Annotated in this window: 16 protein-coding genes and 1 riboswitch; of the genes, 6 read left to right on the top strand and 10 right to left on the bottom strand. The window is 35.5% G+C overall.

What is annotated here, in order from left to right; genetic code table 11:
• Positions 1–83 precede the first annotated feature (83 nt).
• From nrdB to PF272_RS00615, 3 genes are all read right to left on the bottom strand, one after another.
• Positions 84–1214: a class Ia ribonucleoside-diphosphate reductase subunit beta gene (gene nrdB / locus PF272_RS00625; RefSeq protein ID WP_271141250.1), complete on the bottom strand. Its 1131-nt coding sequence runs from the start codon at positions 1212–1214 to the stop codon at positions 84–86.
• A gap of 63 nt (positions 1215–1277) precedes the next feature.
• Positions 1278–3548 carry a class 1a ribonucleoside-diphosphate reductase subunit alpha gene (gene nrdA / locus PF272_RS00620; protein ID WP_065234614.1) on the bottom strand — a complete coding sequence of 757 codons (2271 nt, stop codon included), beginning with the start codon at positions 3546–3548 and terminating at the stop codon, positions 1278–1280.
• Between the two features lie 409 nt (positions 3549–3957).
• Positions 3958–4368, bottom strand: a complete 411-nt coding sequence (locus PF272_RS00615) for an H-NS family histone-like protein (protein WP_065234615.1) — start codon at positions 4366–4368, stop codon at positions 3958–3960.
• 160 nt (positions 4369–4528) lie between these two features.
• Positions 4529–4707: riboswitch (Lysine riboswitch) on the top strand.
• A 91-nt stretch (positions 4708–4798) separates the two neighbouring features.
• On the opposite strand from PF272_RS00615, the gene PF272_RS00610 reads away from it, so the two are divergent.
• The 3 genes from PF272_RS00610 (at position 4799) to ilvN (ending at position 8768) form a co-directional block, all read left to right on the top strand.
• Positions 4799–6334 carry a Na+/H+ antiporter NhaC family protein gene (locus tag PF272_RS00610; protein ID WP_271141249.1) on the top strand — a complete coding sequence of 512 codons (1536 nt, stop codon included), beginning with the start codon at positions 4799–4801 and terminating at the stop codon, positions 6332–6334.
• Between the two features lie 218 nt (positions 6335–6552).
• Positions 6553–8271, top strand: coding sequence for an acetolactate synthase 3 large subunit (locus PF272_RS00605; protein ID WP_271141248.1), 1719 nt, complete (start codon positions 6553–6555; stop codon positions 8269–8271).
• Positions 8271–8768, top strand: a complete 498-nt coding sequence (gene ilvN / locus PF272_RS00600) for an acetolactate synthase small subunit (protein WP_271141247.1) — start codon at positions 8271–8273, stop codon at positions 8766–8768. The genes PF272_RS00605 and ilvN overlap by 1 nt, the downstream gene beginning before the upstream one ends.
• Positions 8769–8818: 50 nt before the next feature.
• On the opposite strand, the gene PF272_RS00595 is transcribed toward ilvN, so the two are convergent.
• From PF272_RS00595 to erpA, 4 genes are all read right to left on the bottom strand, one after another.
• Positions 8819–10183 carry an L-serine ammonia-lyase gene (locus PF272_RS00595; protein ID WP_271141246.1) on the bottom strand — a complete coding sequence of 455 codons (1365 nt, stop codon included), beginning with the start codon at positions 10181–10183 and terminating at the stop codon, positions 8819–8821.
• Positions 10184–10279: 96 nt separating this feature from the next.
• Positions 10280–11569, bottom strand: a complete 1290-nt coding sequence (locus tag PF272_RS00590) for a serine/threonine transporter (protein ID WP_271141245.1) — start codon at positions 11567–11569, stop codon at positions 10280–10282.
• A gap of 198 nt (positions 11570–11767) precedes the next feature.
• The gene (locus PF272_RS00585; protein WP_271141244.1) at positions 11768–12142 is read right to left on the bottom strand and encodes a YacL family protein; all 375 of its coding nucleotides are present in this window, start codon (positions 12140–12142) and stop codon (positions 11768–11770) included.
• A gap of 58 nt (positions 12143–12200) precedes the next feature.
• Entirely contained in the window at positions 12201–12542 is a 342-nt protein-coding gene (gene erpA / locus PF272_RS00580; RefSeq protein WP_065234622.1) for an iron-sulfur cluster insertion protein ErpA, read from the bottom strand.
• Between the two features lie 107 nt (positions 12543–12649).
• On the opposite strand from erpA, the gene map reads away from it, so the two are divergent.
• Positions 12650–13495: a type I methionyl aminopeptidase gene (gene map, locus PF272_RS00575; protein WP_082985612.1), complete on the top strand. Its 846-nt coding sequence runs from the start codon at positions 12650–12652 to the stop codon at positions 13493–13495.
• A 102-nt stretch (positions 13496–13597) separates the two neighbouring features.
• The gene (gene glnD, locus PF272_RS00570) at positions 13598–16228 is read left to right on the top strand and encodes a bifunctional uridylyltransferase/uridylyl-removing protein GlnD (RefSeq protein WP_271141243.1); all 2631 of its coding nucleotides are present in this window, start codon (positions 13598–13600) and stop codon (positions 16226–16228) included.
• A gap of 82 nt (positions 16229–16310) precedes the next feature.
• On the opposite strand, the gene sixA is transcribed toward glnD, so the two are convergent.
• Positions 16311–16766 carry a phosphohistidine phosphatase SixA gene (gene sixA, locus PF272_RS00565; RefSeq protein WP_271141242.1) on the bottom strand — a complete coding sequence of 152 codons (456 nt, stop codon included), beginning with the start codon at positions 16764–16766 and terminating at the stop codon, positions 16311–16313.
• A 186-nt stretch (positions 16767–16952) separates the two neighbouring features.
• Between sixA and pyk the strand changes: the two genes are divergently transcribed.
• Entirely contained in the window at positions 16953–18392 is a 1440-nt protein-coding gene (pyk, locus tag PF272_RS00560; RefSeq protein ID WP_271141241.1) for a pyruvate kinase, read from the top strand.
• A gap of 89 nt (positions 18393–18481) precedes the next feature.
• Here the strand turns inward: pyk and dxs are convergent, their stop codons facing one another.
• Both dxs and ispA read right to left on the bottom strand, forming a co-directional pair.
• Positions 18482–20341 carry a 1-deoxy-D-xylulose-5-phosphate synthase gene (gene dxs / locus PF272_RS00555; protein ID WP_271141240.1) on the bottom strand — a complete coding sequence of 620 codons (1860 nt, stop codon included), beginning with the start codon at positions 20339–20341 and terminating at the stop codon, positions 18482–18484.
• 24 nt (positions 20342–20365) lie between these two features.
• On the bottom strand, positions 20366–21253 hold the full coding sequence (ispA, locus tag PF272_RS00550) for a (2E,6E)-farnesyl diphosphate synthase (protein ID WP_271141254.1): 888 nt from the start codon (positions 21251–21253) through the stop codon (positions 20366–20368).
• Between the last annotated feature and the right edge of the window lie 48 nt (positions 21254–21301).

The following is a 21301-nucleotide window of genomic DNA, read 5'->3' as shown; positions in this document are numbered from 1 at the left end:
AAAAATATCTAAAAAATATTGAATAGACTTTGTCATTAAACTGAGATAAAGGCGTAATACTACGCCTTTATCAGAAGATAGGATTAAAGTTTAAAATCCTCAAAATCATCTACATCGACTTTAGAATCAATTTGACCAACAAGATAAGAGCTTACTTCTACTTCTTGCGGTGCAACTTGAACATTATCTGAAACTAACCAAGCACTAATCCATGGAATTGGATTAGAGCGTGTTGCAAATGGTAGCGGTAAACCCACAGCTTGCATACGAATGTTGGTAATATATTCTACATATTGACAAAGAATATCTTTATTTAAACCAATCATCGAGCCATCTTTAAATAAGTAATTTGCCCACTCTTTTTCTTGTTCTGCTGCTGCAACAAAGAGATCGTAAGCTTCTTGTTGACACTCTTCGACAATCTCTGCCATTTCAGGATCATCTTGTCCAGCTGCCATAATATTCAGGATGTGTTGAGTACCGGTTAAATGTAATGCTTCATCACGTGCAATGAATTTGATAATTTTCGCATTTCCTTCCATTAATTTACGTTCAGCAAATGCAAAAGAGCAGGCGAATGAAACATAGAAACGGATTGCTTCTAACGCATTAACACTCATTAAACAAAGGTATAATTGACGTTTTAAATTGCGTAAAGTCACAGTACACTGTTTCCCATCTACGGTGTAAGTCCCTTCACCATAAAGTGAGTAGAGCTGTGAATCACGAATTAAATCATCATAATATGCAGAAATATCTCTTGCTCGTTTAATAATTTCTTGGTTAGTTACAATATCATCAAACACAATAGACGGATCGTTGACGATATTACGGATAATATGGGTGTAAGAACGCGAGTGAATCGTTTCTGAGAAAGTCCAAGTTTCTATCCAAGTTTCTAATTCAGGAATGGAAACCAACGGCAATAACGCCACATTTGGGCTACGACCTTGAATTGAATCTAATAAAGTTTGATATTTTAAGTTACTAATAAAAATATGTTTTTCATGTTCAGGTAACGCTTGATAGTCGATACGATCCTGTGAAACATCCACTTCTTCTGGACGCCAGAAGAAAGAGAGTTGTTTCTCAATTAATTTTTCAAACGTTTCATATTTTTGTTGATCATAGCGTGCCACATTAACATTTTGACCAAAGAACATTGGTTCTTTGAGCTGATCATTTTTGTGTTGTGAAAAGGTGGTGTATGCCATCAGTTTTTCCTCAATATTCGATTAAATACAGTAAAAAGGTCAGTGATACTGACCTTTTATTGATTAGATTTTACAAGCACCGCCAGCACAGCCGTCATCAAGATCCTCTTGACTATCTTCTGCACCATCACGGGTATTTTGATAGTAAAGTGTTTTTAAACCATATTTATATGCAGTTAATAGATCTTTTAATAATTGCTTCATTGGTACTTTACCATCTTCAAAGCGTTGAGGATCGTAATTAGTATTTGCTGAAATTGCTTGATCCACAAATTTTTGCATAATCGCAACAAGATGTAAGTAACCATCATTACCTGGAATATCCCAAAGTAATTCATATTTATCGCTTAAATTTTCATAATCAGGTACAACTTGACGTAAGATACCGTCTTTTGAAGCCTTAATACTGACGTAACCACGAGGTGGCTCGATACCGTTGGTGGCGTTAGAAATTTGCGATGATGTTTCTGACGGCATCAATGCAGTTAATGTTGAATTACGTAAACCAAACTCTTTAATCTCTTGGCGTAATGTTTCCCAATCATAATGCAAAGGCTCTTTAGTTAATTGATCCACATCTTTTTTATAGGTATCAATCGGTAAAATTCCTTTTGCGTAATTGGTTTCATTAAAGAAGTTACATGGACCAAACTCTTTAGCTAAACGATTAGAAGCTTTCAATAAGTAATATTGAATTGCTTCAAAGGTACGGTGAGTCAAATCATTTGCTGAACCATCAGAATAACGTACGCCATTTTTCGCCAAATAATAAGCATAGTTAATCACGCCAATTCCTAAAGAACGGCGTCCCATAGAGCCAATTTTCGCAGCTTTAATTGGATAATTTTGATAATCGAGAAGTGCATCCAAAGCACGCACAGCTAAATCTGCCAAATCTTCTAATTCATCAAGGTTTTCAATCGCACCTAAATTGAATGCAGATAATGTACAAAGTGCAATTTCACCATTTTCATCATGGATATGTTGTAATGGTTTTGTTGGCAGAGCAATTTCTAAACAAAGGTTAGATTGACGCACTGGTGCTACTGCAGGATCAAATGGTGAGTGAGTATTACAGTGATCCACATTTTGAATATAAATACGCCCAGTTGATGCTCGTTCTTGCATTAATAATGAGAATAACTCTACTGCTTTAACACTACGTTTACGGATGGCAGGATCTTGTTCATATTGTAGATAAAGTTGTTCAAATTTTTCTTGATCAGCAAAGAATGCAGCATAAAGTCCCGGTACATCAGATGGGCTGAATAAAGTAATATCTGCACCTTTAATCAAGCGCTGATACATAAGTTTATTAATTTGTACCCCATAATCCATATGACGGACGCGGTTATCTTCTACACCACGATTGTTCTTTAATACCAATAAGCTTTCAACTTCTAAATGCCAAATCGGGTAATAAACGGTTGCTGCACCCCCACGAACACCACCTTGTGAACAAGATTTCACCGCAGTTTGGAAATGTTTATAAAAAGGAATACAACCTGTATGGAATGCTTCACCATTACGGATTGGGCTACCTAATGCACGAATAGCGCCTGCATTCACCCCAATACCAGCACGTTGTGAAACATATTTAACAATCGCAGCAGAAGTAGCATTAATTGAATCTAAGCTGTCATCACATTCAATTAAGACACAAGAACTGAATTGACGTGTTGGAGTACGAACCCCAGCCATAATTGGTGTTGGTAATGAAATTTTAAATGTTGATGTTGCATCATAGAAACGTTTGATATAACTCAAACGAGTTTCTTTTGGATACTGCGCAAATAAACAAGCTGCAACTAAAATATAGAGAAATTGTGCAGATTCATAAATTTCACCTGTAACACGATTTTGAACTAGGTATTTACCTTCTAATTGTTTTACTGCAGCATAAGAAAAAGTCATATCACGCCAGTGGTCAAGATAGGTATCCATTTCATCCCACTCTTCACGTGAATAATCTACTAATAATGAAGCATCATATTTCCCCATGCGTACAAGTCTTTTCACTTGTTCATATAAACGTGGTGGCTCAAAATGACCAAACGCTTTTTTACGTAAATGGAAAATGGCTAAACGTGCTGCGAGGTATTGGTAATCAGGGGTATCTTTACTAATTAAATCTGCAGCAGATTTAATTATTGTTTCATGAATATCAGATGTTTTGATTCCTTCGTAGAATTGAATATGAGAGCGTAATTCTACTTGTGAAACTGAAACATTATCTAAGCCTTCTGCAGCCCAGGTAATCACACGGTGGATTTTGTCTAAATCGATTGGCTCTAAACGACCATCTCGCTTAGTAACTCGAAGTGATGTATTCATTAAAAAGCCCCTAACACAATATATAGTATTTTAGAAAAATTTTTGCACCAATATAATGTGTTTGGGCAAAAACTCAAGCAGAAAAATTTTTAGAAATGAGAGATGTATAATTGACAAAAACTAACTTATTAATCTGTAAAAGATTTCTAAATGAGAAAAAAATGACAAGGCTAACTGATAGCTTAAAAAGTCTGCATTAAGGGAAAATCCTAATATAGCAATTAGGAATATGTATATAAATCAATCTATTATATTTTTTGTACAGTAAGGTGATGCTTTAATCAGACCTTATTTTAAATAAAGTAAAAATAATATATTTTTAATTAAATAGATAAGAGAAAAATTATTCCTCAACCGAAAAAGAAAAAACCTATTCAGAATTTACTGAATAGGTTTTTATAACAGTAGATTAAATTTCAAAACTTTCTAAAGTGGCACCTTTATCAAGTTGAATTTGAATTGCTTTTGGTGTTCTACCTTGACCAGTCCAAGTTTTTTGTGAGCCATCTAAATCTGTATATTTATATTTTGCTGGACGAGGAGCACGTTTTTTATGTTGAGACGGATTGAAACGATGTAAATTCATTACTTCAAGTAACTCTTCAGGAGAGATACCTTCAGATTTGAGTAATTCTTTATATTTTTCAATTTTTTCTTGATGAGCCGCTAAGACAAGTTGTTGTGCTTCTTCTTCTTCTTTTCTTTCTTGAACAACAAGTTCAAATTTTTTGAAGATAGTTTCTAATTGTTCTAAAGGAATTTCTTTTGCTAAAAGACGTAAAGAACGAATATTATTTAACGTTTTTAATAATTCTTCCATTAATAATCTCCCCATAAATGTTGCTACAGATTATATACTTAATAAAAATACAAAAAGATTTTAACGAAAATAATTTAAAAGTAAATATGAATATTAATATTTAATTAAAATATTAATTTAAAATACTTGCTTTTTTTATCACTTGTTGTATCTTTTAGCCACCTGAAGTAGAGGTGCGATTATTATAAGTATCTTCTTTGAGTTGACTACGTTGATAAGAAGGGAAAGGAATAACCGCCGAAATCGATCAAGCGTCATCTTGATTGGTTGGGATCGTTGCCGAAAGGGACGATACTGTCATAGTCATTATTTGTTTAACTATGGAGCGCTACGAGTTAGGGTGGTTAATCCTATTATCCTTCCTTTTTGTGAAACCTTTCTTCGCTAAATAACTCGCTAGACTCTTCTCTTAATTTAATTAGGTTAGCGTATGGAACTTGTTGATTATTCTTCATCAATTGTATCGGTTATTCCGCCGTTATTAGCTTTAACATTAGCAATGATAACACGTAAGGTATTGTTATCATTAAGTATTGGGATCATTGTTGGTGCAGTCATGCTAACAGCGGGAAATCCATTGAATGCTGTGATTTATATTAAAAATAGTGTCCTATCTTTAGTATATGGTGAAGAAGGTATTAATCGTAATAATGTCAGTATTATTATTTTCTTATTAATGCTTGGTGCATTAACTTCATTATTAAGTGCGTCTGGAAGTAATCAAGCTTTTGCTGTTTGGGCACAAAGACATATTAAAGGAAGACGTGGGGCAAAATTATTAACAGCTTGTTTAGTATTTTTCACTTTTATTGACGATTATTTCCATAGCCTTGCCGTAGGTGCTATTGCTCGTCCTGTTACAGATAAATTTAAAGTTTCCCGTGCTAAATTAGCCTATATTCTTGATTCTACCGCCGCGCCGATGTGTGTATTGATGCCAATTTCTAGTTGGGGGGCTTATATTATGACACTGGTTGCTGGATTATTAGCAACCCACGCAATTGCAGATTATTCACCAATGGGGGCTTTCGTTGCAATGAGCTCAATGAATTATTATGCGTTATTTGCATTATTTACAGTGTTCTTTGTGGCTTATTTTTCATTTGATATTGGCTCAATGGCGAAACATGAACGTAAAGCAATAGAAGCAGTAGACAAAGAAGTGAATACGGTTGATGATAATAATCAAGGTAGTGTAAGCGGATTGATTATTCCAATTATTGTATTAATTATTAGTACAGTCGCGATGATGATGTACACCGGTTATGAAGCTTTAGCGGAAAATGGTCAAGGATTTTCAGTATTAGGAGCATTTGAAAATACAACGGTTGGTATTTCATTAGTATTTGGTAGTTTAACTTCTTTTGCTGTTGCATCACTCTTTATTATTAATCGAATTAGTCCAGAAAACTATATCAAAGCAATTTTACTTGGTTTTAAATCAATGTCTGGTGCGATTACTATTTTATTCTTTGCTTGGACGATTAATACCATTGTTGGGGATGTGAATACGGGTAAATATTTAGCGAGCTTAGTCAGCGGTAATATGATGACTCAATTATTACCGGCATTGTTATTTGTACTTGCTATTGTAATGGCGTTCTCAACCGGTACCAGTTGGGGAACATTTGGTATTATGTTACCAATTGCAGCAGCGATGGCAGCTAATGCAGAGCCTTCATTAATGCTACCATGTTTATCAGCAGTGATGGCTGGGGCTGTTTGTGGTGACCACTGTTCTCCTGTATCAGATACCACTATTCTTTCTTCAACAGGCGCACAATGTAATCATATCGATCATGTAACCACACAATTACCTTATGCGATAGTGGTTGCAGTTGCTTCTTTTGTTGGATTTATTTGTTTAGGATTTACTAGTTCAGCAACGCTAGGATTTGTGACTACTGCAGTGGTTTTAGCTGTATTATTGTTTATTTTTAGATCACGCCAGTCCAATTTAGGATAAATCTAATAAAAAATTATATTTTATAAAATACGGCTTGTTGCTGTATTTTTTTTATCTTTACGACAAGAATTTTTATTTAATATTGAAAAATTATTATTTGTTAGAATTAAATTCTAAATTTGATGTGTATCACATAAAAAATAGCTATGGACAAGCTATCTAAGTTGCAGTAAAAATAGTAACCAAGATTATTAATAATAATAACTTGGAGAACAAAGATGAAAAAATTATCTGGCGCCGAAATGGTGGTGCAGTCATTACGAGATCAAGGTGTGGAGTATTTATTTGGCTATCCGGGCGGTTCGGTGCTTGATATTTATGATGCAATTCATACGCTTGGCGGTATAGAACATATTTTAGTTCGTCATGAACAAGGTGCTGTGCATATGGCAGATGGTTATGCACGTTCAACAGGAAAAGTTGGGTGTGTCTTAATTACTTCTGGTCCAGGTGCAACCAATACCATTACTGGGATTGCAACCGCTTATATGGATTCTGTACCATTAGTGGTGTTATCAGGGCAAGTAATGGGAAATTTAATTGGTAGCGATGCGTTCCAAGAGTGCGATATGGTGGGGATCTCTCGTCCTGTTGTAAAGCATAGCTTCTTAATTAAAAAAGCAGAAGATATTCCAATGGTAATGAAAAAAGCATTTTATATTGCTTCAACTGGTCGTCCTGGCCCAGTAGTAATTGATTTACCAAAAGATATTTTGAATCCAAGCATTAAATATAATTATAGTTATCCAGATGAAGTGCATTTACGTTCTTATAATCCAACATTGCATGGGCATAAAGGACAGATTAAAAAAGCACTAAAAGCCATTCAAGTGGCGAAACGTCCAGTGTTATTTATTGGTGGTGGTGTTATTACAGCAAATTGCGCAGAAAAGGTAACACAATTTGCTCATCATTTAAATCTTCCGGTGACAGCTTCGTTAATGGGATTGGGTGGTTTCCCAGGACAGGATCCACAATTCCTCGGTATGTTAGGAATGCACGGTACTTATGAAGCTAATAATGCAATGCATAACAGTGATTTAATTATTGGTATTGGCGTAAGATTTGATGATCGTACCACCAATAATTTGGCAAAATATTGCCCAAATGCACAAGTTATCCATATTGATATTGACCCAACTTCTATCTCAAAAAATGTGATTGCTAATATTCCAATTGTTGGTGATGCAGAAATGGTGTTAGATGAGTTCTTAGCCTTATTAACTGAAGATGATGTAGCGAAAGCACAACAACAGTTAGCAGATTGGTGGAAACAAATTCATCAATGGCAAGAGAAAAAATGTTTGAGTTATGAAACCAATAGTAATGTGATCAAGCCACAGCAAGTGATAGAAACCTTATATCGTTTAACCCATAGCGATGCTTATATTGCTTCGGATGTAGGACAACACCAAATGTTTGCTGCATTACATTATCCTTTTGCTAAACCACGTCATTGGATTAATTCGGGTGGCTTAGGTACGATGGGATTTGGTTTGCCTGCTGCATTAGGTGTAAAACTTGCTCATCCAGAAGCTACAGTTGTTTGTGTTACTGGTGATGGTAGTATTCAGATGAATATCCAAGAACTTTCTACTGCAAAACAATATGGTATTCCAATTATTGTAGTGAGTTTAAATAACCGCTTCTTAGGTATGGTGAAACAGTGGCAAGATATTATCTACGCAGGACGCCATTCACAATCCTATATGGATTCTTTACCTGATTTTGTCAAACTTGCAGAAGCCTATGGGCATATAGGTATGCAAATTAATACACCAGATGAATTAGAACAAAAATTAGCCGAAGCCCTTGCTATTAAAGATCGTGTTGTTTTTGTTGATATTAAAGTTGATGAAACAGAACACGTGTACCCAATGCAAGTACGGGGTGGAGCAATGAATGAAATGTATTTAAGCAGAACGGAGAGATCATAATGCGTAGAATTTTATCAGTATTATTAGAAAATGAATCTGGTGCATTATCACGAGTTATCGGATTATTTTCACAACGGGCATTTAATATCGAAAGTTTGACTGTAGCACCAACTGATGATCCAACACTTTCTCGTATGACAATAGAAGCGTATGGTGATGAACAAGTGTTAGAACAAATTGAAAAGCAATTACATAAATTAATTGATGTTTATCGTGTCATTAATTTAAGTGATGTTGAACATGTTGAGCGTGAAATTTTATTGATTAAAGTAAAAGCACAAGGTGCAACCAGAGAAGAGATTAAACGAATGGCGGATATTTATCGTGGACAAATTGTCGATATTACGCCAAAAACTTATACTGTTCAGTTGAGTGGTGATAGTGAGAAATTAGATGCATTTATCCGAGCAGTAAAAGCTGAAACCTCAATTATTGAAGTGGTTCGTTCTGGTTTAATTAGTCTTTCTCGTGGTGAGAAAAATTGCTTATTATCTTAGTCAGGTTTAATGAAGGAAGAAGGGAGCAAATGAGTTGCTCCCTTTAGTTTTTAATTGCAAATGACTTTAATTGCTAAACCACCCTGTGATGTTTCACGATATTTGGCATTCATATCTTTACCTGTTTCATACATGGTTTCGATCACTTTATCTAACGTGACACGTGGTTGAGTGTTACGACGTAACGCCATACGGCTTGCATTAATCGCTTTTACTGCAGCAATCGCATTACGTTCAATACAAGGTACTTGGACTTGACCACCAACAGGATCACAGGTTAAACCAAGATTGTGTTCCATTGCAATTTCTGCCGCCATACAGACTTGTTCTGGTGTACCGCCCATAATTTCAGTTAATCCAGCAGCAGCCATAGAACAAGCAACGCCTACTTCACCTTGGCAACCGACTTCAGCACCTGAAATAGAGGCATTCATTTTATAAAATGAACCAATTGCACTGGTGGTAAGTAAATAACAATCTCTTACTTCATCAGTAATCGGAGCAATAAATTTTTGATAATACGCCAATACAGCAGGGACGATACCGCAAGCACCATTAGTTGGTGCGGTAACAACACGACCACCAGCTGCATTCTCTTCATTGACTGCTAATGCGTACATATTAATCCAGTCGATCACTTTCATTGGATCACTAGAAAGAGAGTTATTTGCTTCTAATAAGCGGCGTAAACTTGCAGCACGACGAGGTACTTTTAATGGGCCAGGAAGTAATCCATCTGTATAAAGACCGTGTTGAATACAGGCTTCCATTGTTTGCCATACCTTGCTAAGGTGTTCATTTAACGCTTCTTTTGTATGTAATGCGCGTTCATTACGCAACATTACCCCAGAAATTGCCAAACCATTTTCACGGCAATGGTGAATTAAATCAGCCGCATTTTTATAAGGAAAAGGTACATTAGTTTCTGTCGTTTGCTGTTGATTGAAATGTGCTTCATCAACAATAAATCCACCACCAATAGAGTAGTAGGTTTCACGCTTAATTAACTGATTTTGGTGATAAGCACTAATTGTCATTCCATTTTCATGTAATGGTAAAAATGTAGAATGGAATTCCATATCTTGGTAAAAATCGAATGGAATGGTATGGGTTGCTAGTGCTAAAGGAAATTGTTTTTGCTGTTTTAATTGTTCAACAAAAACCGGAATTTGATCGATATCGACATTATCTGGTAAATAACCAGCAAGCCCCATAATAATTGCAATATCTGTATTATGGCCACGCCCAGTCATAGAGAGTGAACCATAAACATCAATATGTAAATGAGTGATTTCAGCGAGTTTATTACTTGCAACTAATTGATCAATAAATTGTTTACCCGCCTTCATTGGTCCAACGGTATGTGAACTAGAAGGACCAATGCCAATTTTATACATTTCAAAAACACTAATCATAAATACTCACGAATTTGTTTTTATTATTAATATGAAATATGCCTTAGGTAGTGTACCTAAGGCGAATGCAGATTTTAGCTAAAATTATTGGCTTAGTTAAGCGATAAGGTTATACACAATATTAGAAATTGCGACACAACCCATAATGACTACAAATAGATTACTCCATTTACCACGATAACGTTGCATTGCAGGGATACGTCTGATGGCATACATTGGCATAATAAACAGGATCATCGCAATAATTGGGCCACCAAGAGATTCAATCAAACCTAAAATACTTGGATTAATGATTGCGACAATCCAGAGTGTAATTAGGAAAAAGAGTGCAGCAACTAAATTTAAGCGACGTGAATTTACTGAAGCTGATTGTGCTTGATCACCTTTGATTTTGGTATAAAGACCGACTAATCCTTCACGAGCCCCCATATAGTGTCCAAAGAATGAACTGGTTATCGCTAAGAAAGCAACCAATGGGCCAAGATAAGAGATATAAGGATTATCAAATTTATTTGCTAAGAAAGACAAAATTGCAATATTTTGTTGTTTAGCTAATGCGAGGTCTTCTGGAGTAAGTGTTAAAACACAACTAAACACAAAAAACATTACGAAAAGTAATAAGATTGTCGCTGTTCCTTTTAGTGTTTTACTTGCGTGATGTTCCGCCACATCAGTAAATTTATAGTGGCGTTGTTGAGATAGCACAAATGAGGAAATTGCTGGAGAGTGGTTGAAAGAAAAGACTAATACAGGAATTGTGATCCAGAGTGTTAAGAAAAATTCGCTAGTTGTTGGCATTTCTTGCAACATACTGGTATTCCATTCAGGAATTAAGTAAATAGATAATGCAAATAGAATAAACACTAATGGATAAACTAACCATTCTGTCACTTTTAATACGACTTTCTCACCAAGTAAGAAAATGCCAATTAAACCACCAATTAAGATCAAAGAGAGTAAGAAACGTGGTGGAGAATCAAGATGTAATTGATTCACAATAAATGAATCAACGGTATTAGTAATACCATTACCATAAATTAATAGAATTGGAAAAATTGCGAAGAAGTAGAGTAGGGTAATCAATTTTCCAGCTGTTTTACCAAAATGTTCTTCAACGACCTCTGTAATATCACTACCCGGTTTAGCAGAAGAGAGAACAAATCTTGCTAATCCACGATGTGCAAAATAGGTCATCGGGCCGACGATAATTATCATCAGTACTAGTGGCCAAAAACCGCCTTTGCCTGCATTAATTGGTAAAAATAAGACGCCTGCACCAACAGCAGTGCCAAATAAATTTAAAATCCAAGCGATATCAAATTTATTCCAACGTTTAGACTGTTCTGCTACAGGACGTGCAGAATCCATAGTTTGCTCATTTAACATACACACACCTTTTAAATTGTTTTATTAATAAATAATTATTGCTCTTTGGCGGCGGGTATAATAGTTAAATGAAACTTAGACTTCAAAAACAAAAGGGAAGTAATGTTCAATAATGTGATCGTAATCGCAGAAAAAATTGCAAATGTTACATTTATGCAATATAAGTGCTTAAATATAAAGCAAATTTTTGTTTAAATTTTACTCTTGAATAAATTGACAATATTCATTAAGAAAATGAATAAAATCTTCTAAACCACATAATGCCATATTTTCTTCGTCATAAAATTGAAGGTCGTCTTCTAATATTTCATCTGAAAGATTTTCATCAAATAAGATATTGGCCTTTACCATCACTTCGTCGCGATTGATATGCAAAGAAAATTCTTTGCCGGTAATAATTTTATCTACTGTGTGTGGTGTGGTTTGGCACTGTTTCAGAATAACAAGAATTTCTTTAATTTTCTTTAAATCGCCCTGTATCTCATTATTAGCCCAACGTGCCACAGCTTCATGTTCCATAGAACAGCTTACATTTACAGTTTGTCGATCAAGTCGATAAAATTGAAATTCCATCTTGCCACCTCATAATTAAGATAAATTAAAGGCTATCTTTGATAGCCTTTATTGGTAATTAGATACTGAAAGAGGATCCGCAACCACAAGTTGTCGTTGCATTTGGATTATTCACAATAAATCTCGAGCCTTCTAAACCTTCAGTATAATCTACGGTCCCTCCGATTAAATATTGTAAACTCATTGGATCAACAACAAGAGTTACTCCTGAATTATCAATGGTTAAGTCACCTTCGTTCACATTTTCATCAAAAGTAAAACCGTATTGGAATCCACTACAACCACCACCAGTAATATACACTCTTAATTTTAAATTTGGATTGTCTTCACCTTCGATTAAGTGTTTTACTTTTTTGGCTGCTGCATCAGTGAAAGTAAGAGGGATTGACATATCACTCATTCTAAACTCCTATCAATAAATCCCACAAAAACATAGTACAAGCTATTATCTAATAACCTAGTAAATCGTTCAACAATTTCCTGGAAAGGTTTTTTATTAGATAGTAAATGGTGTTATTATATTGCGTCAAAAATAAAAATGAATTGGAGAAAAAAATGGCAATTCCATTGAGAACAGAAGAAGAAATTGAAAAATTAAGAGTGGCGTGTAAATTAGCCTCTGATGTATTAGTAATGATTGAACCTTATGTAAAAGCAGGCGTAACAACAGGTGAATTAGATCGTATTTGTCATGATTATATTGTGAATGAACAAAAAGCTATTCCTGCTTGCTTAAATTATCATGGTTTCCCAAAATCAGTTTGTATTTCAATTAATGAAGTTGTCTGTCATGGTATTCCTAGTGATGATAAAAAATTGAAAGAAGGTGACATTTTAAATATTGATGTTACTGTGATTAAAGATGGTTATTTTGGTGATAATTCCAAAATGTATATTGTTGGAGAAGCACCTATTCGTAGTAAGAAATTGTGTGAAGTTACCCAAGAATCACTTTATCTTGCATTACGTACAGTAAAACCAGGTATTCGTCTTAATGAAATTGGTCGAGTTATTCAACAATTTGTTGAAAAGCAAGGATTTTCAGTAGTACGCGAATATTGTGGTCATGGCGTGGGTACAGAGTTCCATTGTGAACCACAAGTATTGCACTATTATGCAGATGATGGTGGCGTTGTGTTACAACCAGGGATGGTATTTACGATTGAACCAATGGTAAATGCGGGTAAGAAAGAAATTCGTTTAATGGGAGATGGTTGGACAGTAAAAACTAAAGACCGTAGCCATTCTGCACAATATGAGCATCAAATCGTAGTCACAGAAAATGGATGTGAAATTTTGACTATCCGAGATGAAGAGCTCGATCGCATTCAACGTATAATGATAAATAACTAATTGCTGAAAAAAGCGACTTTAACTGAAAAGAAAAAGTCGCTTTTTTATTGGAAAAAGAATAAGTTAATCGAGTAAGACAATAAAGCAAAATACAGGAAGATTATGCAAACTCAATTCACTTTATCACAATTAGAAAATGATACCTTCACGCCAACAAATGTTCGTCAATTATTTACTGAATTAAAAGAGCAAGAATTACAACAATTCTCACAAGACATTGATATCTATCAATTAATTAGTCAGCGTAGCCATCTTTATGATCAACTATTATTAGCATTATGGAAACATTTTCAGTTCGATCAACAACCAACGCTATCATTAATTGCCGTGGGTGGATATGGTCGAGAAGAGATGTTCCCGCTTTCTGATTTAGATTTTTTAATTTTATCTTCTGAACCTCTATCAGCCGAATTAGAACAAAAAATAGCAGAATTTATTCAATTTTTATGGGACTGCCATTTTGAGGTGGGACATAGTATTCGAACTCTAGCTCAATGCTTAGAAGAGGGGAAAAATGATATCAGTATTGCGACTAACTTATTGGAGTCCCGTTTTTTAACAGGTAACCAGCAACTATTTGATAAATTAACTCAAGCTATTTATCAGGATGATTTTTGGTCAATCAAAGACTTTTTCGTGGCAAAACAAGCAGAAAAAAATGAACGTTACCAACGTTATCACAATACAGCCTATAACTTAGAGCCTGATATTAAATATAGTCCTGGTGGATTACGTGATTTACACCTTTTATACTGGATTGCTTGGCGTCATTTTAAAGCAAAAAATCTAAATGACTTATTAACATTTGGTTTTATTTATCCTGAAGAGTATCAGGCTTTGTTGGATTGCCAAACCTTCTTATTTAAATTGCGTTATGCGTTACATTTGGTGATTAAACGTTATGACAATCGTTTACTGTTTGAACGACAACTAAGAATTAGTGAAATGTTGGGATATCAAGGTCAAGGTAATCAAGCCGTAGAAAAAATGATGAAAGCGTATTTTCGCAATTCTCAACAAATTATTCAGTTAAGCGAAGTTTTGATGCAAGATTATCAAGAACAATTTTTATCACCAAGCTGTGCAAAAACTGCGGAAAAGGTTGTGATTAGCCCAGCATTCTATCTTGTAAACAATAGTATCCAGTTACAATGTAACGAAATATTCCAAACAGAACCTGAAACGATGATAGAATTGTTTCTCCAATTGTGTCGCTATCCACAAAGTTATATCCATTCCAGTACATTAAGACAATTACGTTTAGCACTGCTAAATTCACACGAGTACCTTAGTAAAAATTCCCGAGCACGTGATTATTTCATGCAAATTTTCAAACAACCACAAGCGATTACACGTGCAATAGCACCAATGCACCGTTATGGTGTATTAAGAGCCTATTTACGAGAATGGAAACATATTGTTGGCTTAATGCAGTTTGATTTATTCCATGCTTATACTGTGGATGAACACACGATTCGTCTATTATTAAAGTTAGAAAGTTTTGCTAAACCGGAATGTGCAGAAACACATCCACTTTGCTATCAGATTTATCCAACCTTAACTCAGCGTCCGCAACTCTATTTAGCTGCATTGTTCCATGATATTGCAAAAGGGCGTTCTGGTGATCATGCTGAGCTTGGTGCGATTGATATGTATGATTTTGCCATCTTACACGGTTTTAGTGAGCAAGATGCAGAATTTATGGCATGGTTAGTGCTATCACATTTACAAATGTCAATTGTTGCACAACGTAGAGATATTCATGATCCGGCGGAAATTCGCCGTTTTGCGAATATTGTAAATAATAAAACTCGCCTAGATTATCTATTGTGTTTAACCGTAGCAGATATTTGTGCAACTAATGAAACCTTATGGAATAGTTGGAAAAAAACATTATTAGCAACCTTGTATCGCTATACGAAACAACAGTTAGAACAGGGTATTGCTGTACCTTTAGATTACAGTATTCAAATTTTACAAAATCGAATTAAAGCATTAGATATTATGCAGCCAATGCTTGAGAAGTATCAGATTAAGGTGAATGATGTTAATCAATTATGGCAACGTTGCCCTGAAGAGTATTTCTTACGTAATACGTCTAAACAATTAGCTTGGCACGCTGAACATCTTTGTCAAATTGAAGATTTAAGTAATGAGGTGGTGGTTTTAGTAAGTAGTCGTTTTTCGCGTGGTGCGACAGAAATTTTTATCTATTGTGCGGATCAACCACAATTATTTAATAAAGTGGTGAGAACGTTAGATGCGAAAAATTTGAGTATTCACGATGCACAAATTATTACTGCAGCGAGTGGAGAAGTATTTGATAGTTTTATTGTAACGGAAGCGGATGGTAGTGCTTTGCGCAAACCTCGTCGAGATGAAATTTCCCAAGTATTAACAGCTGTCTTAAAAGGTGAGAAAAAGATTCCAACAGCTTCTGCTCGTCGTAGCAGTAAATTACAGCATTTCAATGTGCCACTAGAAGTTCGATTCTTAAATACAGAAAAAGAAGAGCAGACAGAGCTTGAATTAACCACAAAAGATCGTGCTGGATTATTGGCAATGATTAGTGACATTTTTACCGAACAGCAGCTGAGTTTAGCTAATGCGAAAATTACAACTAATGGAGAAAAAGCGGAAGATTTCTTTATTTTGATGAACCATAAAGGCAGCGCATTAACAATAGAAGAACGTCGTTTACTACAATTAAAATTAGAAGCGGGATTACAGTAGCTGTAAATTGACCTTACGATTTCGCCCTTTTAAGTAGGGCGAAATCTTGAATAACCGTTGGGATTGTCAATTAGAAGTAGTATTAACAGCTACTTTTATGCACTTCAAGCAGTTCGCCTTTCCCATTTTGATACTCGATCTTCGCTATTGTGGCTGGATGGAAAGCAATAACATCATTTACTCCAAGTGCTGTAACAATATCATCAACTAAAGGTAAATGAGAAACGATTAATAAGTTATCAATACCTTGTTGCTGTAAGGTATCAATATAATCCACCGTAATTTCTGCATTGCCATAGGGAGTAAGATTATCCCAAGTCTCAGTAGGAATTTTTTTGGAAAAGTATTGTGATGCTAATTGGCAAGTTTGTTGTGCTCTAAGATAAGGACTAACTAAAATTAAGTCTGGAGTAGTTTGGCTTTTTAGCCATGTTCCTTGTTCATCAGCTTGATCTTCTCCTCTGGCAGTTAAAGGACGATCTTTATCTGTAAATGCATGGAAACTTGCTTCGCCATGCCGCATTATAAATATGTGCATATGCACTACCTCTATTCAGTGATTCAGTAAATTTTTAGGTTAGTTGCTCTCGCATTACATCAAAAATCAGCGTATAATGTCCGACCGTTTTATTATAGGGGCTTTACTAAAAAAGTACTCTATTTCTTCCTATCAAGTTTTAATTGTTTAATTTTTAAGTATTGTTGTTATCTTACGGAGTAATTAATGTCTAGAAGACTAAGAAGAACCAAAATTGTTACCACTTTAGGTCCAGCGACAGACAAAGGAAATAATTTAGAAAAAATTATTGCTGCTGGCGCAAATGTGGTGCGGATGAATTTCTCGCATGGTACTGCAGAAGATCATATTAATCGTGCAGCGAAAGTACGTGAAGTTGCAAAAAAACTTGGTAAACAAGTGGCGATTTTAGGTGATTTACAAGGTCCTAAAATTCGTGTTTCTACATTTAAAGATGGTAAAATCTTCTTAAACGTTGGTGATAAATTTGTTCTGGATGCTGAATTACCAAAAGGTGAAGGTACACAAGAATCAGTTGGTTTAGATTATAAAAACTTACCAAAAGATGTTGTTCCTGGTGATATTCTCCTTTTAGATGACGGACGAGTACAACTAAAAGTGCTTTCTACTGAAGGTGAAAAAGTGTTCACTGAGGTGACTGTAGGTGGTCCACTATCAAATAATAAGGGTATTAATAAATTAGGTGGTGGTTTATCTGCGGATGCATTAACTGAAAAAGATAAAGCAGACATCGTTACTGCCGCAAAAATTGGTGTAGATTATCTTGCCGTTTCTTTCCCACGTTCTGGTGCAGATATTGAATATGCACGTAAATTAGCAGTAGAAGCAGGTTTAAATGCCAAAATTGTAGCTAAAGTAGAACGTGCAGAAACAGTAGCAACACCAGAAGCTATCGATGACATTATTAAAGCATCTGATGTTATTATGGTTGCACGTGGTGATTTAGGGGTAGAAATTGGTGACCCTGAATTAGTAGGGGTACAAAAGAAACTTATCCGTCGTTCACGTCAATTAAATAAAGTTGTTATTACAGCAACACAAATGATGGAATCTATGATCAGCAATCCAATGCCAACTCGCGCAGAAGTTATGGACGTTGCGAATGCGGTACTAGATGGTACTGATGCAGTAATGTTATCTGCAGAAACTGCAGCAGGACAATATCCATCAGAAACAGTAGCCGCGATGGCTAAAGTATGCTTAGGGGCAGAAAAAATGCCAAGCATCAATGTTTCTCGCCACCGTATGGATGTAGAGTTTTCTTCTATTGAAGAATCAGTAGCAATGTCAGCAATGTATGCAGCAAACCATATGAAAGGCACTGCAGCAATTATTGCGATGACAAGTACCGGCCGTACTGCACGTTTAATGTCACGTATCAGTTCTGGATTACCAATCTTTGCGCTTTCTCGTAACCAAAGTGCGTTAAATCTTTGTGCATTATATCGTGGTGTAGTACCAGTTTATTTTGAAGAGATGAGCCGTACTGTTGAAGGAGCAAAAATTGCAATTAACCTATTGAAAGAAAAAGGTTATTTAGTTTCTGGCGACTTAGTATTATTAACTCAAGGTGATGAGTTTGTATCTGGTGGTACAAATACTTGCCGTACTTTAGTTGTTGATTAATCATTTACGTTTTTAGTGATTATAATGAAAAACCTCTAATGTCGTTGGCATTAGAGGTTTTTGCTATTCTATTGTGGGTAAATTCCAACTTATTGATTAGCTAATTTTGCCTGAATTTGTGCTGCAATACCTGTGGCATCTAATTGTAATAATTGATGAATTTCTTGTTGCGTTCCTTGTGGAATGAAATAATCAGGTAATCCTAATTGTAAGAGGGCTGGCATAGTTCCACCAAGGGTGGCTAATCCTTCCAATACCGCAGAACCTGCGCCACCTTGAATCGCATTTTCTTCTAAAGTGACAATGAGATCATAATGATCTTTGATATCAGCTAAACATTCCATATCCAATGGTTTAACAAAGCGCATATCAATTACAGTATAGTCATATTGTTCCGCTACTTTAATCGCACCAGGGAGTAAAGTACCGAAATTAAGAATTGCGACTTTTTGACCTTGACGTATTAATCTTGATTTACCAATAGGTAGCTGTGTTAGTGGTTGTAATTCAGCACCTGTACCAGAACCTCTTGGATAACGTACAGCAGCAGGTTGCCCACAATGATACCCAGTGTAGAGCATTTGGCGACACTCATTTTCATCACTTGGTGTCATCACGATCAAGTTAGGAATACAACGTAGATAACTTAAATCAAAAGCGCCTTGATGAGTTTGTCCATCAGCGCCAACTACACCAGCACGATCAATTGCAAATAAAACTGGCAAATTTTGAATAGCAACATCGTGAATCACTTGGTCATAAGCACGTTGTAAGAAAGTAGAATAAATAGCTACAACGGGTTTATAACCGCCAATGGCTAACCCAGCAGCAAAAGTCACAGAATGTTGTTCAGCAATAGCCACATCAAAATATTGATCTGGAAAACGCTGTGAAAATTCAACCATTCCTGAACCTTCACGCATAGCAGGCGTAATGCCAATTAATTTTTTATCTTGCTCCGCCATTTCACATAACCATTTCCCGAAAATATCAGAATAGGTTGGTAGAGAAGCCTTATTTTTTGGTAGTTCACCACTTAATGGATTAAATTTTGGTACGCCATGAAAACCAATTGGATCACGCTCAGCAGGCGCATAGCCTTTACCTTTTTTAGTGATGACGTGTAACAATTGAGGCCCTTTTAGGGTACGCATATTTTTTAAGGTGAAAATTAACTCTTCAACATTATGCCCATCAATTGGACCAATATAGTTAAATCCCAACTCTTCAAATAATGTTCCACCAGGTGAAATAAACCCTTTAACGTGCTCTTCTGTTTTTTGAACAAACTCTTTAATTGGCGGCAAACCAGATAAGATTTTTTTGCCCCCTTCACGCAAAGAGGAATAAAAAGAACCAGAGAGTATGCGAGCTAAATGATTATTTAAAGCGCCCACATTTTCAGAAATGGACATATCATTATCATTTAGGATTACAAGCATATCAGTATGTAATGCACCTGCATGATTCATCGCTTCAAATACCATGCCTGCTGTTAATGCGCCATCGCCAATCACGCAGATTGTTTTTCTCCCTGCATTTTCACGTTGTGCCGCAATCGCAATTCCTAAACCCGCGCTAATTGAAGTCGAGGAGTGTCCAACACTTAATACATCAAAAGGGCTTTCTTCACGCCAAGGAAAAGGGTGAATTCCACCTTTTTGGCGAATAGTATGCATTTGATCACGACGGCCAGTTAGAATTTTGTGCGGATACGCTTGATGACCAACATCCCAAATTAATTGATCAAATGGTGTATTAAATACGTAATGCAAAGCAACAGTTAATTCAACGGTTCCAAGTCCTGAAGCAAGATGACCACTACTTTGGCTAACACTTTCTAAAAGATATTTACGTAATTGATCGCAAAGTTCTGGTAACTGTTCCTTTGGTAATAGGCGTAAATCCTCAGGAGAATTGATCTGTGATAAAAGTGAATAATTTGACATAGTCTGTGTAAAATCCATTAAAAATTAATTGCGCCGTTGAATAATAAATTCTGCCAATACACGCAGAGCAGTTGTATCAAACGGGAGTTGTTCTAAAATTTTTATTGCCGAGAGATACAAATCTTGAGCTTTTTGTTTTGCTTGTTCTAATCCTAATAACTGCGGATAAGTCCTTTTATGCGATTTTAAATCGGAACCTGCATTTTTACCAAGCTCCTCATTATTTGAAGTAATATCTAAAATATCATCTTGTACTTGAAAAGCTAAACCAATCGCTTGAGAAAATAGAGTAAGTTTCTGTTCTAACTCACGATCTTGATAGTAATCAGAAGCATAAAAACCTAATAAAACGGCAGCAGTAATCAAAGCACCTGTTTTATGATTATGAACTTTTTCTAATTCAGCAAGAGAAATTTGTTTATTTTCAGAGATTAAGTCTAAACTTTGTCCAAAACACATTCCTTGAGCGCCAGAGGCTTTTGCTAAAACATAAAGTTGTTGAATTTTTTGTAGGGCAGTACAAGGAGATTGAGATAATAATTCAAATGCGTAACTTTGCAATGCATCACCAGCTAAAATAGCGGTTGCTTCATCAAAAGCAATATGACATGTCGGCTGATTACGACGTAATGTATCATTATCCATTGCGGGTAAATCATCATGAATCAAAGAATAACAATGAATACATTCAATAGCACCAGCAAGATGATCTAGTTGATTTAATGGTACGCCAAACATTCGTCCCGTTGCATAAACTAAGAATGGGCGAATACGTTTACCACCTAGTAATAGGCTATAACGCATGGCATCAGCAAGGGGAGCTGGAGTGGTCGTTAAAGAACTTAATTGTTGGCGTAGAAATTCATTATTCCGTTGTTGTAATGCCAGTAAATCTTCTGAAAATTGATACATCATCATATCCTAATGAAACTTTTGGAACATTATAAAGATTATCTTTAA

Origin of the sequence: Gallibacterium faecale, assembly GCF_027920745.1 — a bacterium.
Classification (GTDB): domain Bacteria; phylum Pseudomonadota; class Gammaproteobacteria; order Enterobacterales; family Pasteurellaceae; genus Gallibacterium; species Gallibacterium faecale.
This window is presented reverse-complemented; position numbering and strand designations above follow the sequence as displayed.